This window comes from Arthrobacter sp. 9MFCol3.1 (assembly GCF_000620385.1).
Lineage (GTDB): Bacteria > Actinomycetota > Actinomycetes > Actinomycetales > Micrococcaceae > Arthrobacter.
The window spans coordinates 57,918-74,424 of record NZ_JIBJ01000010.1 but is presented as its reverse complement, the minus strand read 5'-3'; the positions used below and the strand labels follow the sequence as shown (position 1 = coordinate 74,424).

General features: G+C 67.5%; 15 protein-coding genes. 4 read left to right on the top strand and 11 right to left on the bottom strand.

The window, feature by feature from the left end:
• Positions 1-20 precede the first annotated feature (20 nt).
• A complete protein-coding gene (mtrA, locus tag C560_RS0112120; RefSeq protein ID WP_026538469.1) occupies positions 21-695 on the bottom strand; it encodes an MtrAB system response regulator MtrA in 675 nt (224 codons plus the stop codon).
• A gap of 180 nt (positions 696-875) precedes the next feature.
• Between mtrA and C560_RS0112115 the strand changes: the two genes are divergently transcribed.
• Complete coding sequence (locus C560_RS0112115; RefSeq protein ID WP_026538417.1) at positions 876-1,592, top strand: DUF4166 domain-containing protein; 717 nt, start codon at positions 876-878, stop codon at positions 1,590-1,592.
• Between the two features lie 63 nt (positions 1,593-1,655).
• Here the strand turns inward: C560_RS0112115 and C560_RS0112110 are convergent, their stop codons facing one another.
• From C560_RS0112110 to mnmA, 7 genes are all read right to left on the bottom strand, one after another.
• Complete coding sequence (locus tag C560_RS0112110; protein ID WP_026538416.1) at positions 1,656-2,699, bottom strand: hypothetical protein; 1,044 nt, start codon at positions 2,697-2,699, stop codon at positions 1,656-1,658.
• 2 nt (positions 2,700-2,701) lie between these two features.
• Positions 2,702-3,118, bottom strand: a complete 417-nt coding sequence (locus C560_RS0112105) for a chorismate mutase (RefSeq protein WP_026538415.1) — start codon at positions 3,116-3,118, stop codon at positions 2,702-2,704.
• 196 nt (positions 3,119-3,314) lie between these two features.
• Entirely contained in the window at positions 3,315-5,018 is a 1,704-nt protein-coding gene (locus tag C560_RS0112100) for an ABC transporter ATP-binding protein (RefSeq protein WP_026538414.1), read from the bottom strand.
• A complete protein-coding gene (locus C560_RS0112095) occupies positions 5,015-6,028 on the bottom strand; it encodes an ABC transporter permease (protein ID WP_026538413.1) in 1,014 nt (337 codons plus the stop codon). The genes C560_RS0112100 and C560_RS0112095 overlap by 4 nt, the downstream gene beginning before the upstream one ends.
• A gap of 2 nt (positions 6,029-6,030) precedes the next feature.
• Entirely contained in the window at positions 6,031-7,122 is a 1,092-nt protein-coding gene (locus C560_RS0112090; protein WP_026538412.1) for an ABC transporter permease, read from the bottom strand.
• A gap of 134 nt (positions 7,123-7,256) precedes the next feature.
• The gene (locus tag C560_RS0112085) at positions 7,257-8,885 is read right to left on the bottom strand and encodes an ABC transporter substrate-binding protein (protein ID WP_026538411.1); all 1,629 of its coding nucleotides are present in this window, start codon (positions 8,883-8,885) and stop codon (positions 7,257-7,259) included.
• A 286-nt stretch (positions 8,886-9,171) separates the two neighbouring features.
• Positions 9,172-10,284, bottom strand: coding sequence for a tRNA 2-thiouridine(34) synthase MnmA (gene mnmA / locus C560_RS0112080; protein WP_081801692.1), 1,113 nt, complete (start codon positions 10,282-10,284; stop codon positions 9,172-9,174).
• Between the two features lie 267 nt (positions 10,285-10,551).
• Here mnmA and C560_RS0112075 point away from each other — a divergent pair, with 267 nt between their 5' ends.
• Positions 10,552-11,790, top strand: a complete 1,239-nt coding sequence (locus C560_RS0112075) for an NAD(P)/FAD-dependent oxidoreductase (protein WP_026538409.1) — start codon at positions 10,552-10,554, stop codon at positions 11,788-11,790.
• A 41-nt stretch (positions 11,791-11,831) separates the two neighbouring features.
• On the opposite strand, the gene C560_RS0112070 is transcribed toward C560_RS0112075, so the two are convergent.
• Positions 11,832-13,073 (bottom strand): cysteine desulfurase family protein, encoded by a 1,242-nt coding sequence (locus tag C560_RS0112070; protein WP_026538408.1) that lies wholly within the window; start codon positions 13,071-13,073, stop codon positions 11,832-11,834.
• A gap of 147 nt (positions 13,074-13,220) precedes the next feature.
• Between C560_RS0112070 and C560_RS0112065 the strand changes: the two genes are divergently transcribed.
• Positions 13,221-14,222 carry a DMT family transporter gene (locus C560_RS0112065; protein WP_026538407.1) on the top strand — a complete coding sequence of 334 codons (1,002 nt, stop codon included), beginning with the start codon at positions 13,221-13,223 and terminating at the stop codon, positions 14,220-14,222.
• On the opposite strand, the gene C560_RS0112060 is transcribed toward C560_RS0112065, so the two are convergent.
• Positions 14,164-14,934 (bottom strand): helix-turn-helix transcriptional regulator, encoded by a 771-nt coding sequence (locus C560_RS0112060; protein WP_026538406.1) that lies wholly within the window; start codon positions 14,932-14,934, stop codon positions 14,164-14,166. The genes C560_RS0112065 and C560_RS0112060 overlap by 59 nt on opposite strands.
• A gap of 92 nt (positions 14,935-15,026) precedes the next feature.
• On the opposite strand from C560_RS0112060, the gene C560_RS0112055 reads away from it, so the two are divergent.
• On the top strand, positions 15,027-15,455 hold the full coding sequence (locus tag C560_RS0112055) for a hypothetical protein (RefSeq protein ID WP_026538405.1): 429 nt from the start codon (positions 15,027-15,029) through the stop codon (positions 15,453-15,455).
• A gap of 57 nt (positions 15,456-15,512) precedes the next feature.
• Here C560_RS0112055 and C560_RS0112050 read toward each other — a convergent pair whose 3' ends face one another.
• Positions 15,513-16,406 carry a diacylglycerol/lipid kinase family protein gene (locus C560_RS0112050; RefSeq protein WP_043423037.1) on the bottom strand — a complete coding sequence of 298 codons (894 nt, stop codon included), beginning with the start codon at positions 16,404-16,406 and terminating at the stop codon, positions 15,513-15,515.
• Between the last annotated feature and the right edge of the window lie 101 nt (positions 16,407-16,507).

The window sequence follows — 16,507 nt, the reverse complement described above, 5'->3', positions numbered from 1 at the left end:
GGACACTGCGGTCCGCAGGCTCAGGAACCTGCTTTATAGCCGACACCACGGACCGTCAATACAACTTCGGGGGCTTCCGGGTCGCGTTCGATCTTGGACCTCAACCGCTGGACATGGACATTGACCAGCCGGGTGTCGGCAGCGTGCCGGTAGCCCCAGACCTGCTCCAGGAGCAGTTCGCGGGTAAAGACCTGCCACGGCTTGCGGGCCAGGGCAACGAGGAGGTCGAATTCCAGCGGCGTCAAGGAGATCCGGTCGTTGCCGCGGCTGACCAGGTGGCCGGCCACGTCGATCGTGACGTCGGCGATCCGCAGGGTTTCCGGTGCCTTCTGGTCACCCGGGCGGAGCCGGGCCCGGACCCGGGCGACGAGCTCGGCGGGCTTGAACGGCTTGGGCACATAATCATCGGCCCCGGACTCGAGGCCGCGGACCACATCCGAGGTATCCGCCTTGGCGGTGAGCATCACGATCGGGACGTCGGACTCGGCACGGACCTGGCGGCAGACTTCAATGCCGTCCATCCCCGGAAGCATGAGGTCGAGCAGCACGAGGTCCGGCTTGGAGGAGCGGAATACGTCCAGCGCCTGTGCGCCGTCAGCGCAGAAGACGGGTTCGAAGCCGTCATTGCGCAGCACAATACCGATCATCTCGGCCAGTGCCTCGTCATCATCCACTACCAGAATGCGTGCCTTCATAGTTATATATTCCCCCATTGAATTGGCTTTGTCGTATCGGGCGGCCCGCCGGCATGGTGCAACCGGGCCTGCCACCGCCGCCGGAACCCCGCCGCCGCACGGGACGCTGTGACAATTGCCGCGTTGTCCTGCATGCTGTGGACAGGCCCAGTGAACCGGCCCGGACCGCAGGAGGAACCCGTGAACACCCCGATCTACGAGCGCGCCCTGGGCAGCGACTTTGCCCGACTGCAGCCGGAGCTTCAAGAATACTTTGCTTTGGCGCCGGGATCCGGCCACTACGGCGTCGGCGAGGGGGTGTTCGACGTCGTCGGCTGCCGGCAGGCCTGGCTGCGCCCCCTGCTGCGGCTCACCACCGGCGAGCAGGCCTTCTTCCCCGAATACGGCGAGGGCGTGCGCTTCCGGATCGAGAACCACGCCCACCTGGACCCCTTCGGCCGGTCAAGCCTGACGGCCCGCCGGGAAATCTTCTTCCCGGGCACCACCCGGCTGTTCCAGGACACCACCAGCTTTGATGACGGCGATGACGGCGGGCACGGGCCCGGGCTCGTGGACTATGTGGGCCGGTACCGGCGGCTGGTCACCGACCTCAACCTCAGCGTCACACCGGAGGGCCGGCTGCGCGGCGTGTCCGAGGCGTCGCGGCTGTTCCTGGGACCGCTCCGGATCCCGCTGCCGGCTGCCCTCGATGCCAAGGCCTACGCCGAGCAGTGGTGGGAGCCGCAGGACGGCGGCCGGCACCGGATCCAGGTCAAGGTGATCCAGCCCCAGCTCGGCCTGGTGCTGGTCTACGCCGGCCATTTCGACTACCGGCTCGAGCCGTACCCCGGCGGTATTGCGACGCCGGGGTACCTGCCCGGGCACGCCCGCCCGGACGGCTGGGAAAGCAGGGTCTGACCGGGTCCCCGGCGGCCGGGGCCCGGTTGCGGCCCGGACCCGGCGGGGGCTGAAGGTGCCGGGCTAGCCGAGGGCGAGCTGGTTGAGGCCGTCCGCGACCTGGGTCAGGCGGGTCAGGACCGCTGCCGCAGTGGCGGGTGAGTGCCGTGCCAGGCCCTCCGACGGCGTGACCCGGAGGGCACCGAGCGTGGACGCGGGGAGACCCAGCTGCCGCCATGGGCGCCACACGTCTTCCACGACGTCGCGGACCCTTGGCAGCGACGCGGCAGGGTCGGCCACGTCCAGCGCGCCGGCCCAGAGCCGCTTGCCGGCCTCCACCGCGCCCGCGAGTTGTTCCCACTGGCGCGAGGTCAGTGCCCGAAGCGGCACGGCGATTCCATCCGCGCCTGCCGCCAGGATCCGCTCGAACGGCGCCTCGACCTCGGAGACCGCCACGACGGTTTCGACGGCGCCCGCGGCCCGGAGCGCGTCGATCACCAATTGCCAGGACTCGGTAACCTCCCGGCCCGGCACCGAGCGCAGGGTCCGGTAACCGCTGGCGGTGGGAATGGTGCCGGCCAGCACCGAGGCAATTTCAGGTTCGTCGATCTGGACGACGATCCGGGCACCGGGGGCGGCCGCCGCCACCCGTTTGAGGTAGCCTTCCACGCCTGCCGCGAGCGAGTCTGCGATGTCCCGGCGGGCGCCGTAGTCGATCAGGGCCCGCTCACCGTTGTGCAAGTGCAGGCCGGCGGCAAGGCTGAGCGGCCCGCGCAGCTGGATCTTGATATCGTCCGACGGCAATTCCTCGACGCCGATGACGTCCGCCAGGATGTTGATGTCGGTGGACAGGGCCGACTTGGCCCGCTGCAGGTCCTTGCCGGGCCGGTCCACGAACCGCCATCCATGCGGCTGGACGTCGACGGCGAGTTCCACGAGCAATGAGGCGGTCCGGCCCAGGGCATCGGAGCCGACGCCGCGGTCGGGAAGCTCGGCGAGGAACGGCAGGTGCGGGCTGCCCAGTTCACCGCGGATGATGCGCGCGGCCTCGGCCGGGTCCTCGCCCGGCCAGGGGCCAAGGGCTGTCGCGGTCACCTGGCCCGGTGCGGGAGCCTCTGGTGCGGCCATGGCTAGGCGCCCGCGGCGCGGGCGGGGTCCGCGGAGCCGGAGGCCTGGGCGGCCTGGTGGTCCTCGGCGATGGCCTCGTGGTGGCGGATGACCTCGCCGATGATGAAGTTCAGGAATTTCTCCGCGAAGGCCGGGTCCAGGTGGGCCTCGGCGGCGAGGTGCCGCAGCCGCGCGATCTGCGCCGTTTCGCGGCCCGGGTCCCCGGCGGGAAGTTGGTGGGCGGCCTTGAGGAAGCCGACCTTCTGGGTGGCTTTGAAGCGTTCGGCGAGGAGGAAGACCAAGGTGGCATCGATGTTGTCGATGCTGGAGCGGATCGACAGCAGCTCCGCCATGACCGCGGGATCCACGGAACCGGCCAGGGAGCTTGCCGCCGGGTCGTAGGAATCGGCTTCGGGAAGATTGGGGTTCTGCTCGGTCATTGACCCAGTCTAGGGGTTCTGCGGCCAATGCCTCCCGCTGTTAAGCACCGTTGCAGGCCGCCCGCGGAGACACCAATGGGCATGCCCACCGTTCGTGGCGAACGGTGCGCATGCCCATGTGGCTGCGGCCCTGCCGGAGCCCGGGCCGGAGCCGGAGCGGGCCGCGCTCAATCGGGCCGGTGCCCGGTTCTGGCGGTTAGCTGTGGAGCACGGCCTTGAATGCCTCGCGGCGCCTTGCCTGTTCGTCGGGGTCCGGAACGGGCAGCGAGGCGATGAGCTTCTTCGTGTAGTCGTGCTGCGGGTGGCCCATCACCTGGTTGCCGAGTCCCTGCTCCACCATTTTGCCCTTGTAGAGCACGCCGACCCAGTGGGAGAGCATGTCCACCACGGCGAGGTCGTGGCTGATGAACAGGCACGCGAAGCCGAACTCCTGCTGGATCTCCTTGAACAACTCCAGCACCACGGCCTGCACGGACACGTCCAGGGCCGACGTCGGCTCGTCGGCGATGAGCAGCTTCGGGTTCAGGATGAGCGCCCGCGCCAGGGAGGCACGCTGGCGCTGCCCGCCGGAGAGTTCGTGCGGGAACCGGTCAGCGTACGACGCCGGCAGCTGCACGGACTCGAGCAGCTCGCCGACCCGCTTGCGCGCCTCGGCCGCGGTCGGGTTGGAGTGGATGATCAGCGGTTCCGCCACGCAGTCGCCGATGGTCAGCTGCGGGTTGAACGAGGCCGCCGGGTCCTGGAACACGAAGCCGATCTCCTTGCGGAGCGGCTTGAAGGTGCGCTCCTTGAAGTTCAGCATCTCGTAGCCCAGCACCTTCAGGCTGCCGCCCGTGGTCCGGTTGAGCCCGGCGATGGCCCGGCCGATGGTGGTCTTGCCGGAGCCCGACTCCCCCACGAGGCCGAAGACTTCGCCTTCGGACACGGTGAAGCTGACGCCGTCGACTGCCTTGAACCCCGGGCTGCCGAGCCGCCCCGGATACTCGATGGTCAGGTTCTTAGCCTCGACCAGCACCTTGCCGCCCTGATGGGCGCGTTCGACCATGCCCTCCGAGGCGGAGTTGCGGCCCAGGTGCGGGACGGCGGCGAGGAGCTTCTTGGTGTAGTCCTCCTTGGGCTCGGCGAACAGCACCCGTGAGGATGCCTCCTCCACGACGTCGCCCTGGTACATGACCACGACGCGGTCGGCGAGGTCGGCGACGACGCCCATGTTGTGCGTAATCAGCACGATGGAGGTCCCGTAGTTGTCGCGCAGGTCCCGCAGCAGTTCCAGGATCTCGGCCTGCACGGTGACGTCCAGGGCGGTCGTGGGCTCGTCGGCCACGATGAGTCCAGGGTTCAGGGCCAGGGCGGCGGCAATCACGACGCGCTGTTTCTGGCCGCCCGAGAACTGGTGCGGATAGTAGTTGACCCGTGTTTCCGGGTCCGGGATGCCCACCTTGCGGAGGGCCTCAATGGCCCGCGCCTTGGCCTCCTTGGCCGAGACCTTGCTGCGGCCGCCGCTGCCGGCATGTGCACGGATGCCCTCGGCAATCTGCCACCCCACGGTGAAGACCGGGTTGAGGGCGGTGGATGGCTCCTGGAACACCATGGCCACGTCGCGGCCGCGGATCTCCCTCAGCTTGGCTTCACTGACGCTGATGACGTTGTTGCCGTTGATCAGGACAGCGCCCTGGCTGATGGCCGTCTCCGGCAAAAGTCCCAGGATGGTCTTGGCCGTCACGGTCTTGCCGGATCCCGACTCGCCAACAATGGCGACGACTTCGCCCGGGTTGACCTCGAGGCTCACGTCCTTGACGGCGTATACGTCCCCGGCGTCAGTGGCGAAGGTGACCTTGAGGTTCTCGATATCAAGGACCGGGCCCGCACCTGCGCCAGGCTTGTCGATGTTGGTGGTCATGGAAGTCTCACTTCTGCTTCGGGTGCGGCCTGCGCGCCGGCGGTGGAGTCGGGTCCGGCCTTGCCTGCCACTGCCTTCTTGCGGCCCCGCAGGCGGGGATCGTTGAGGTCGTTGATGCTCTCACCGACGAGGGTCAGCCCAAGCACGGTCAGGACGATCGCCGTACCGGGGTAGACACCGGTCCACCAGATGCCCGAGGAGGCGTCTGCAATGGCCTTGTTCAGGTCATAGCCCCACTCGGCGGCGGAGGTCGGTTCGATGCCGAACCCCAGGAAGCCAAGGCCCGCCAGGGTCAGGATGGCCTCGGACGCATTCAGCGTGAAAATCAGCGGCAGTGTGCGGGTTGCGTTCTTGAAGATGTGCCGGCCCATGATGCGGATGCTGGAGGCACCCACCACCTTGGCCGATTCGACGTACGGCTCCGCCTTGAGCCGGATGGTCTCGGCACGGATGACGCGGAAGTACTGCGGGACGAACACCACCGAGATGGAAATGGAGCAGGCAACAATGCCTCCCCAGAAACTGGACTGGCCGTGGCTGATGACGATTGACATCACGATGGCCAGCAGCAGGGACGGGAAAGCGTAGATCGCATCGGCGACCACCACGAACACCCGGTCGAGCCAGCCGCCGAAGTAGCCGCTGACGAGTCCGAGGGCTACGCCGAGGAAGATCGACATTGCGACGGCGACGATGATCACCACGGCGGCCGTCTGGGCACCCCAGAGCACCCGCGAATAGACGTCATAGCCACCAACAGTGGTGCCCCAGATGTGGGCCGGGCTGGGGGGCTGCTGGGTCGGGAAGGGACCGGCGGCGTCGCTGAGCTGGGCAAACCCGTAGGGCGCGATCCACGGCGCAAACACGGCGACGAGCAGGAAGACGGCGGCCAGTACCATGCCCGTGACGAGCATGCCGCGTTGCAGCCCGACGCTCGAGCGGAAATGCGAGATCACCGGCAGCCGGTAGACGAGGGGCTGCTTGCGCCCGCTTACTTTGGTTGCATTCATGGCTAGTACCTCACTCGCGGGTCGATCAGGGCTGCGACGACGTCCACGATGAAGTTCGTGACGGCAACGATGACCGCCAGCATTACGACGATTCCCTGGACGGCCACGAAGTCGCGGGCGTTCAGGTATTGCACCAGCTGGTAGCCGAGGCCCTTCCACTCGAAGGTGGACTCGGTGAGGACGGCGCCGCCGAGCAGGAGGGCAATCTGGAGCCCCATGACCGTGATGATCGGGATGAGGGCAGGCTTGTAGGCATGCTTGGTCACGAGCCGGTAATTGCTGACGCCACGGGACCGGCCGGCCTCGACGTAGTCCTTGCCGAGCGTGCCGATGACGTTGGTGCGGACCAGCCGCAGGAAGACCCCTGCCGTCAGAAGCCCGAGGGTGAGCGCGGGGAGGACTGAATGGGCCGCGACGTCGCCGAACGCGGCCATGTTGCCGCTGCGCAAGGCATCCAGCCAGTAGATCCCTGTCGGTGCGGCCAGGCTTCCCATGGCCAGTTCGGTCCTGGTGGAGGCCCGTCCTGCGACGGGCAGCCAGCCGAGCCAGACGGAGAAGGCCAGCTTCATCAGCAGGCCGGCGAAAAACACCGGGGTGGCGTAGCAGAGGATGGCGAAGAACCGCAGGACGGCGTCGGGTGCCTTATCGCGCTTGTAGGCGGAGATAAGCCCGAGCGGGATGCCGACCAAGAGCGCCACGATGAGGGCATTGATGGCCAGTTCCAGGGTTGCCGTGCCAAACGTGATGATCATTTCGACCACGGGCCGGCGGTCGGTGATGGTGGTGCCGAAGTTGCCGGTCGCCACCTGGCCAACGTATTCGAGGTACTGCACGAGGATCGGGCGGTCGTAGCCGGCATCGTGGATGCGCTGCGCGAGCGCCTCCGGGGGAAGCCTGCCGCCCTGGGCGGCGGTGATGGGGTCGCCGATGACCCGCATCAGGAAGAAGACCAACGTCACCAGGATGAATATGGTCGGAATGATCAGGAAGAACCGGATCAGGATGTAGGTCCCCAAGCCCCCACCCGAGGATTTTTTCTTGGACGGAAGAAGTCCGTCGGCGTCGTTTAGCGGCGCCTCAGTCAATGTTGTCATTGGTACCTAAGATTGTGCTGTCGCGGCCTTGGGCGGGCCGGCGTGGACTGCAGGGTGCGGCAATGACCAGCAAAGGCGGGGCGCCTCGAGGGCGCCCCGCCTGGCAGGCTGGTCAGGTCAGCACAGGTGCAGCCTTACTTGGAAATAGTTCCCAAACGGAACTTGAAGGAGGCATCGAGGGTGGTATCGACACCCTTGACACCGCTGCCGGAAATGGCAACCTGCGCGCCCTGGAGCAGCGGAAGCGTGGAGATGTCCTTGGCGAGGGCATTCTGCGCATCCTTGATCGTGGACTCGCGTTCAGTCTTATCGACGGTGGTGAGCTGCTTGCTGATCAGGTCGTTGACGGTCGGGTTGTTGTAGTGGTTCTTCAGGAAGCCGCCCTCCGGGAAGAACGGGGTCAGGTAGTTGTCGGCGTCGCTGAAGTCCGGGAACCAGCCGAACTGGAACAGGGGGTATTCGTCGGCGCGGCTGGCCTTGCTGTAGGTGACCCATTCGGTGGACTGCAGGTTGACCTTGAACAAACCGGACTTCTCCAGCTGGTCCTTGATCATGGCGTACTCGTCGCCGGAGGACTTGCCGTAGTGGTCCGGGTTGTACTGCAGGTTCATCGAGACGGGGGTCGTCACACCGGCGTCGGCCAGGACCTTCTTGGCCTTGTCCAGGCTCGGCTTGCCGGCGTCGCCGTAGGCGTCCTTGAACGATTCGTTGGCGCCGAGGAAGCCGCTGGGAACGTTGGAGTACAGCGGCAGGTAGGTGCCCTTGTAGACCTGGTCCGCGATGGACTGGCGGTCAACGAGGTTCGCGATGGCCTGGCGGACGGCGAGCGCCTTGGCCGGATCGGCGTCGGCAGCCTTGGCACCGAACGGCATGGTGTCGTAGTTGAACGTGATGTAGCGGATTTCGCCGCCGGGGCCAACGTTGACCTTGACCTTGGAGTCCTTCTTCAGGTCATCGACGTCGGTGGCGCTCAGGCTGCGGTTAGCGACGTCGATGTTCCCCTGCTGGATGTCCAGCTTCATGTTGGTGGGGTCGGCGTAGTACTTGATGGTGGCGGCGTCGTTGGCCGGCTTGCCGAGGACTCCCTGGTAGTCCGGGAACGCCTTGAAGCTGATCAGCTCGTTCTTCTTGTACGTGTCGATCACATACTGGCCGTAGAAGGCCTTGGCCTTGACGATCGAGTCGTCGTCAAGCAGCTTGTCAGCCGGGAAGACTTCATCGTCTACGATCGGCGCGGCGGGGCTGCTGAGGATCTGGGCGAAGGTCTGGTCGTTCGCCTGCTTCAGCTTGAAGACCACGGTGTTTGCATCGGGGGCGGTGATGCTTTCGACGTTGGTCAGCAGGCTTGCGGGACCGGCGGGATCATTGATCTTGGTCTGCCGGTCGAAGGAGAACTTGACGTCCTTGGAGTCGAGCGTGTGGCCGTTGGCCCACTTGAGGCCCGGCTTGAGCTTGACCGTGTACTCGGTCGGCGAGGTGAAGGACGCGGACTCGGCCAGGTCCGGCACGGGATCTGCGCTGCCCGGCTTCGAGTTGAGGAGGAAGGAGTAGATCTGGTTCATCACCATGAACGAACCGTTGTCGTAGGCGCCCGCCGGATCCAAGGCGGTGACCTTGTCCGTGGTGCCGTAGGCGATCGGACCGCTTGCGGCGGCTGATGACCCGCCAGCGCCGCCGGTCGGCCCGGTGCAGGCCGTCAGTGCAAAGGCGGAAACCCCGGCGAGCGCGATGACGCTCTGCCAGGCCTTTTTGTTCATTGCCATCTGTGAACTTTCTGTTCGATGCGTTCTAGCGCAGCCCGAAGTGAAACGAAGGACTCGTCGGGCGGCACGCTTTGCTGATTCCTAGATTCAACCAGACAATCATTCGGTGAAACGTTGCATTTTGTGAGTTGAGACACAAAATTTACACGATTCGAAGGTTTCTCTCATTTTCTTCAGGATTCCGCCCGGATCTTCGGCAGGGTCGCTGGCCCGCCGGCCGTGGGGTGAACGACGAAGGGCCCCGCCATCTGGCGGGACCCTTCGCTGGATTCGGTGTGGCGGGCGGCTAGAGCGCGGCCCGCTGCAGTGAGCGCGCGGCATCGATCGTGGCTTGGCCGAGCACGCGGCTGCCCTGGTAGAGCACGACGGTCTGGCCGGGGGCCACGCCGCGCAGCGGCTCGGTGAGGGTGACCACCAGCTCGTCCCCCGCCATGTGCGCGCGGGCCGGGACGGGGTCGCCGTGGGCGCGGACCTGGGCGTAGCAGTCGAACTCTTCGCCCGTTGCCACCTCGGCGATGGGCAGCCCCGCCCAGGAGACCTTGATGCCGCGGATTTCGTCGATGGCGAGCAGCGCCTCCGGGCCCACCACCACCTTGTTCTCCTTGGGCCGGATCTCCAGCACGAACCGCGGCTTGCCATCCGCGGCCGGAGTGCCGAGCTTCAGCCCGCGGCGCTGGCCCACGGTGAACGCATTGGCGCCCGGGTGCTCGCCGACCTTCGCGCCGGATTCGTCCACGATGTCCCCCGTGGTCATTTCAATCTTCTCGGCGAGCCAGCCGGCGGTGTCGCCGTCGGGGATGAAACAGATGTCGTGGCTGTCCGGCTTGTTCGCCACGGAGAGGCCGCGGCGCTCCGCCTCCGCGCGGACCTCAGCCTTGGACGGCGTCTCGGCCAGCGGGAACATCGAGTGCTTGAGCTGTTCGTGGGTCAGCACGCCGAGCACATAGCTCTGGTCCTTGGCCCAGTCCGCAGCGCGGTGCAGTTCGGGGTTGCCGTCGGCGTCGGTGATGACCTTGGCGTAGTGGCCGGTGCACACGGCATCGAAGCCCAGGGCGATGGCCTTCTCCAGCAGGGCGGCGAACTTGATCCGCTCGTTGCAGCGCATGCAGGGATTGGGGGTGCGGCCCGCGGCGTATTCATCGATGAAGTCCTGGACGACATCTTCCTTGAACCGCTCGGAAAAATCCCAGACGTAGTACGGGATCCCGAGGATGTCGCAGGCACGCCAGGCGTCGCGGGAGTCCTCGATCGTGCAACAGCCCCGGCTGCCGGTTCGCAGGGTGCCCGGCATCCGGGACAGCGCGAGGTGGACGCCGACGACGTCGTGCCCCGCCTCGACGGCGCGGGCGGCGGCAACGGCGGAATCGACGCCGCCACTCATGGCTGCAAGAACTCGCATACTGGCTTTCTCTAGGGTTCGGGGGGTCGCAGGCTCCGGGGATGCTGTTCACAGCTGCGGTACCGCTGGGCTTCACAACTGGGCTCAACTGGTCTTAACAACTGGGCTGGTACTGCCGCCCCCGGAAATAGCACAATGCCTGCTACGCCATTCTATCGCCACGCCGAATCCTCCCCAAAAGGCCTTGACGGGGCCGCGTCCCCCTTCTAGCGTCAAGATAAGCGGTTTTAGAAAACGGGAATGCGCACTCGCGGGAATCGAGCGGACATGGCTGTCGGGAACATCGTGATCGTGGGCGGCGGGCTGGCCGGTGCCACCGCCGCCAAGACGTTGCGGGCGGAGGGATTCGGCGGCCCCGTGGTGCTGGTGGCCGCCGAGTCCCACCCGCCTTACCTGCGCCCCCCGCTGTCCAAGGAGTACCTGCTGGGCAAGGCCGCCGACGACACCCTGCCGGTGGTGCCCGAGGACTGGTACGACGCGAACGACGTCGACCTCCGGCTCGGCGTCCAGGCCACGGCGCTGGACCCGGCGGCCCGGGCGGTGGTTCTGGAGGACGGGCAGCGGCTGGAGTACGGCTCGCTCCTGCTCGCCACGGGAGCGCGGCCCAGGACCATCCCGCTGCCCGGCAGCGGGCTCGACGGCGTCAGCACGTTCCGGACGGTGGAGGATAGCCGGCGCCTGCACGCCCGCCTCGCCGGAGGTGGCCTGAACGTGGTCATGGTCGGGTCCGGCTGGATCGGGATGGAACTGGCCGCCGCCGCCAGCACCTTTGGAAACACGGTCACCCTGCTGGGACTGGAGGACGTGCCGCTGGGCGCGGCGATCGGCCCGGACCTGGGTGGCTTCTTCCGCGAGCTGCACGAGGCCCACGGTGTACGGTTCAGGCTTCCGGCGTCTGCTGCCGGGATTCAGGGGCGATCGGGACGGGCGACGGCAGTAGTCACCGATGCCGGCGAAGTGCTGCCCGCCGACCTGGTGGTCATCGCCGTCGGGGTCGTGCCGGAGGTCGGCTTGGCCGAGGCGGCCGGCCTCGGGATCCGCAACGGCATCCTCACCGACGCGTCGCTGCGGACCTCCGCGCCCGGGATCTTCGCCGCCGGCGACGTTGCCAACGCCCTGCACCCGTTCACCGGCGAGCACCACCGCAGCGAGCACTGGGCCAATGCCCTCAATGGCGGCAAGGTGGCTGCCAAGGCGATGCTCGGCCTCGACGCCACGCTGGACACCATCCCGTACTTCTACACGGACCAGTACGACGTCAGCATGGAGTACTCGGGCTTCCCGACGCTCGTTGCCGGGCCCCCGGTCATCCGCGGCTCACTGGCGGACAAGGAGTTCATTGCGTTCTGGCAGCGCGAAGGCCGGGTGATCGCCGGAATGAACGTCAACTGGCCCCGCGCCGCCAAGCCGCAGAAGGCGATCAAGGCCCTCATCAACGCCCGCACCGCCGTGAGCACGGACCTGCTTGCCGACTCCTCGGTACCCCTGGACCGGCTCCTGGATTAGCGCTGGATTAGCGCTGGATCAGCTCCTGGATTAGCTCTGGATCAGCTCCTGCCGGAAGCCTGACGGGCAGACTCCCGCGCGACTGTTCCCGCGGTCTGGATGCTGGACTCATGCCCGGCCATGCCCGCCTGGCGGGCCCGCGCATAGGCGCCCGGCAGCGCATTGAGCAGGGCATCGACGTCGGCGTCGGTCGAGGAATGCCCGAGCGTAAAGCGCTGCGCGCCCCTCGCCGTGTCCTCATCCAGGCCCATCGCCAGCAGCACATGGGAGGGCCTCGGAACACCTGCGGTGCAGGCGGAGCCCGTGGAGGATTCGACGCCGGCGAGGTCCAGCAGGAACAGCAGCGAGTCCCCTTCGCAGCCGGGGAACGTGAAATGCGCATTGCCGGGCAGCCGCCCGGGGCCCGGGGCACCCCGCAGGACGGCCTCGGGGACGGCAGCACGGACCCCCTCTATCAGCCGGTCCCGAAGGGCAGCGATCCTGGCCGCTTCCTCGGGGAGTTTCGCGGCAACGGCCTCGGCGGCCGCGGCAAACGCGGCGATCGAGGCGGTGTCCAGCGTCCCGGAGCGGACGTCGCGTTCCTGTCCGCCGCCATGCTGGACGGGGGTCAGCTTCACCGCCCGGCCCAGGATCAGCGCACCAACGCCGACAGGTCCACCAATCTTGTGCCCGGAGACGGACATGGCGTCCAGGCCCGTCCCGCGGAAGTCAACGGGCAGGGAACCGAAGGCCTGGACGGCGTCGGAATGGACCGGTACGCCGGCAGCGTGGGCCAGTTCCACAACCCGGGCGACGGGCTGGATGGTGCCGACCTCGTTGTTGGCCCACATGACGCTCACCAGTGCGATCGAGCCCGGATCCCGGGACAGCTCGGCTTCGAGCACGGCCAGGTCCACGACGCCCGCGGCATCGACCGGGAGCCAGCAAACCTCGGCGCCCTCATGCCGTTCGAGCCATTCGACGGTATCCAGCACCGCATGGTGCTCGACGGCGGAACACAGGATGCGGTTACGCGCGGGATCCTCGGCACGGCGGGCCCAGTACAGGCCCTTGACCGCCAGGTTGTCCGCCTCGGTGCCGCCGGAGGTAAAGATGACCTCCGAGGGATGGGCGCCGGCGGCCGCCGCGAGTACTTCCCTTGCGTCCTCCACGGAACGCCGGGCACGGCGGCCCGATCCATGCAGCGAGGAGGGGTTGCCGGTCCGGGTCAGTTCGCGCGTCAGTGCGGCCAGCGCTTCCGGGGCGAGGGTGGTGGTGGCGGCGTGATCGAGGTAGACAGGCACAGCCCAATTCTACCTGCGTGCACCCGGGCTGCCGCGGCGCCAGGGCGAAGCCGCAGAGCTGGGGCGAAGGCATAGTCCCGGGGCGAAGGCCCCGGGCGAAGGCCCCGGGCGAGGGCGCAGAGCACGGTGCTGGTGTACATTCAAGCGGTGAAAGCGCCCCTCTGCCTTGTGCTGGCGACCCTGTTCTGGTCCGGCAATTTCGTCGTCGGACGAGCCGCCGTTGCCTCCATGTCCCCGCTGGAGCTGACCTTCTGGCGCTGGACCCTGGCCGCCGTGCCGCTGCTGATCCTGGCCCACTTCATCGAAAAGCCCGGCTGGGGCGCCGTGCTGCGCCACTGGCGGGTGCTCCTGCTGCTGAGTGTCCTGGGCATGAGCGGCTACACGCTGCTGCTCTACGGTGCGCTCGGATTCACGTCCGCGATGAACGCCTCCCTGATGACGGCCGCAAACCCGGCCCTCATCGTGGTCATGGCGATCATCCTGCTCGGCGAGAAGACCACGCGGCTGGGCTGGCTCGGCATCTGCCTTGGCCTGCTGGGTGTGCTGCTCGTCCTGACCCAGGGCGACCTGGCCCGCGTGGTCAGCCTCTCCATCAACACCGGTGAGCTCATGATGATCGGCGCGATCATCGTCTGGGGCTTCTACACGATCATTGCCCGCCGGCTGACTGTGCCGCCCATCGCGGCCACAGCGGTGCAGGTGGTGATCGCGACCGTGACGCTGGCGCCGTTTGCCCTCGCCATGAACGTGCAGTTTCCCGACACCGCGGCCGAGGGCTGGTCAATGGCGTACATCGCACTGTTCCCGTCCCTTGGTTCCTACCTGCTCTGGAACCTGGCGCTGAAAACCACCCCGCCCGGGACCGCGGGAAACTACCTCAACCTGATGGTCGTCTTCACCGCGATCATCACCGTGCTGCTCGGGACGCCGCTCACCCTCGTGCAGATCGGCGGCGGCCTCTTGGTGATCGCCGGCGTCCTGCTGACCGGAATCAAGGGCCAGGCCCGCAGTGCCGGCCGGCCCGCCGGCAGGGCCCCGGCCGGGACGGTCGCCGCCGCTTCGGGCGGGCAGGGCCACGCAGGCAGCCCGGTCACAATGGCAGAATACGGGCACAGCACTGCCCGGGCTGCGCGCCGCCCTGCTCCCTGAGATCTTCGATGGCGAGCGCTTCGATCCGGCCCGGGTCGATCCCCAGGGCCGTTGAGGCCCCGCCGAGGAAGGCGCCGTTCATGGCACACACCACGTCTGCGTGCCCGGCGGCGAGCCGGTGGAACGGGCAGTTCAGCAGCACCAGTCCCCCGCCGCCGTCGTCCGCCGGGCAGTAGCCCTGCCCCGCCAGGAAGTCCGCGAACGGACCGGCGCCATCGGGACCACCGGCGGAGTCCGCCTCCGCCGCCCCGGCGGCCCCCTCCGGCTCGCGGCCGGCTGCGCGGGCTGCCGATTCACCCGCTGACTGCCCCCTGGCGCGGGCAGCCCGGAGCAGGGCCTCCCGCGGCGATCCGCCGCCGCTGGTTGCGTCCTCGATCGCGGACACCAGCAGTTCGGCGGCGAGGTCATAGTGGCGGTCGGGAACGGAGGCCGCGACCTCGCCCACGGCGGCCCGGTACAGCTTGGCCGGCCGGCCGGAACCGGGGCCCTCCCGCCCTCCGAGCTTGCGGAACTCCACGGCCAGCAGCCCATCTTTCACCAGCCGGTCCAGATGGAAGGAGGCAGTGCTCCGCGCCAGGCCCACGGCCCGGGCTGCATCGTCCCGGCCAACGGCATCCGCCGCTGAGGCGACGAAATCAAACAGCCTCCTGCGGCTCTCGTCTCCCAGCGACGCGACCGCCGCAAGCCTGTTGTTCCACGGAAGCTTGGTCATGAGACAAGAATATCTCTAAAAACAAGAATCATTGCTTAATCCTCTCGCGGGCCTCTAAAATCGAAGTATCCACTTTTAGAAGGAGCAGTGCCATGAAAGTTTCCCCAGCCCTTGCCACTCCGACGCCTCAGCTCACAAGGGACCGCCAAGCCTTCCTGTTGCTGCGGACCGTCTTCACGGTTGCGCCGATCCTGTTCGGCCTGGACAAGTTCACGAACCTTTTGACCGACTGGACCATGTATCTGGCCCCCGTGGTGACCCAGGTGGTCCCGCTGCCGGCCCAGACGATCATGTACATCGTTGGCGTGGTGGAAATCGCCGCCGGTGTAGCGGTGGCGCTGCGCCCGCGCTTCGGATCGGCGCTTGTGGCCGCCTGGCTGCTGGGCATCATCATCAACCTGCTCATCCTCGGCGGCTTCTATGACGTCGCTCTGCGTGACTTCGGGCTGCTCGTGGGCGCCCTGGCACTGAACAGGCTGTCCCCGCGCAAGGCCGCGCCGGCCGCTACGCCGGGCAGCTAGGTGTACTGGGTCATGAGGTTGGTCCCCAGCAGTTAAGCGACAACGCCGGGCACGCCACTACGCCAAAACGCAGACGGCCCGCGGGACGACCTCCATGGTCATCGGGAGCGCCCCGATCCGCTCGCCGTCGGCGTAGGCCACGATGTTGCTGGCCGACAGTTCCACGGTGCGGACCCGGCGAAGCTGCACGGCGGGGTGATCCACGTGCTTGCCGGCAAATACTTTCGGGAACACGGCCAGCAGCCCGGTCCGGGACAGCCGGCTGACAATGAACAGGTCCAGGTAGCCGTCATCGAGGACGGCTTCCGGGACAATCCTCATCCCGCCGCCGATCGACTGGCCGTTGGCGACGGAAATCAGCATGGCGCCCTGCTGCCACCGCTCGCCGTCGGCCGTCACCGTGTAATCGATGGCCCGGAACGACGCCAGTTCCCGAAGCATGGCGAGCTGGTAGCGGAACTTGCCGCGCGGCCAGCGCCAGTCATTGGCCCGCTCATTGACGGCGGCATCGAACCCGGCCGATACCACGCCCGCAAACAAGCGGGAGGATCCTCCGGCGGTGATCCTGCCGGCGTCGATCATCCGGCCGCCGTCGGCCAAAGACTCCAGGGCCCGTTCGCAGGCCGCCGTGAGGTTGTGCAGCGGCAGGCCCAGCGCCCGGGCCGTATCGTTGCCCGTCCCGGTGGGAATGATGCCCAGCGGAACCCGACGGCCGGCACCGGCAATCGCATTGAGCCCGAGGTGGACCATGCCGTCGCCGCCCACCACCACGAGGGCATCCGCGCCGGACTCCAGCGCATCCTCAACGGCCTGCGCGAGCCCGGCATAGCTGTCCTCGCACAGCAGCAGGACCTCCGCCCCGGCTGCACGGAAGTGCGCCGCCGCGTCCTTCCCGGCGTGCCGCGCCCGGCCAAAGGATGCGCGCGGGTTGACGGCGACGGCGATCAGCATGCGCGCAATTATGCCAGCCGCCGGGAACCATCCCTGTACACGCAGTCGTTATCCCTCCAGCCGGTTAAACTGGGCACGCCGGACGCCCACGAACGGTCCGG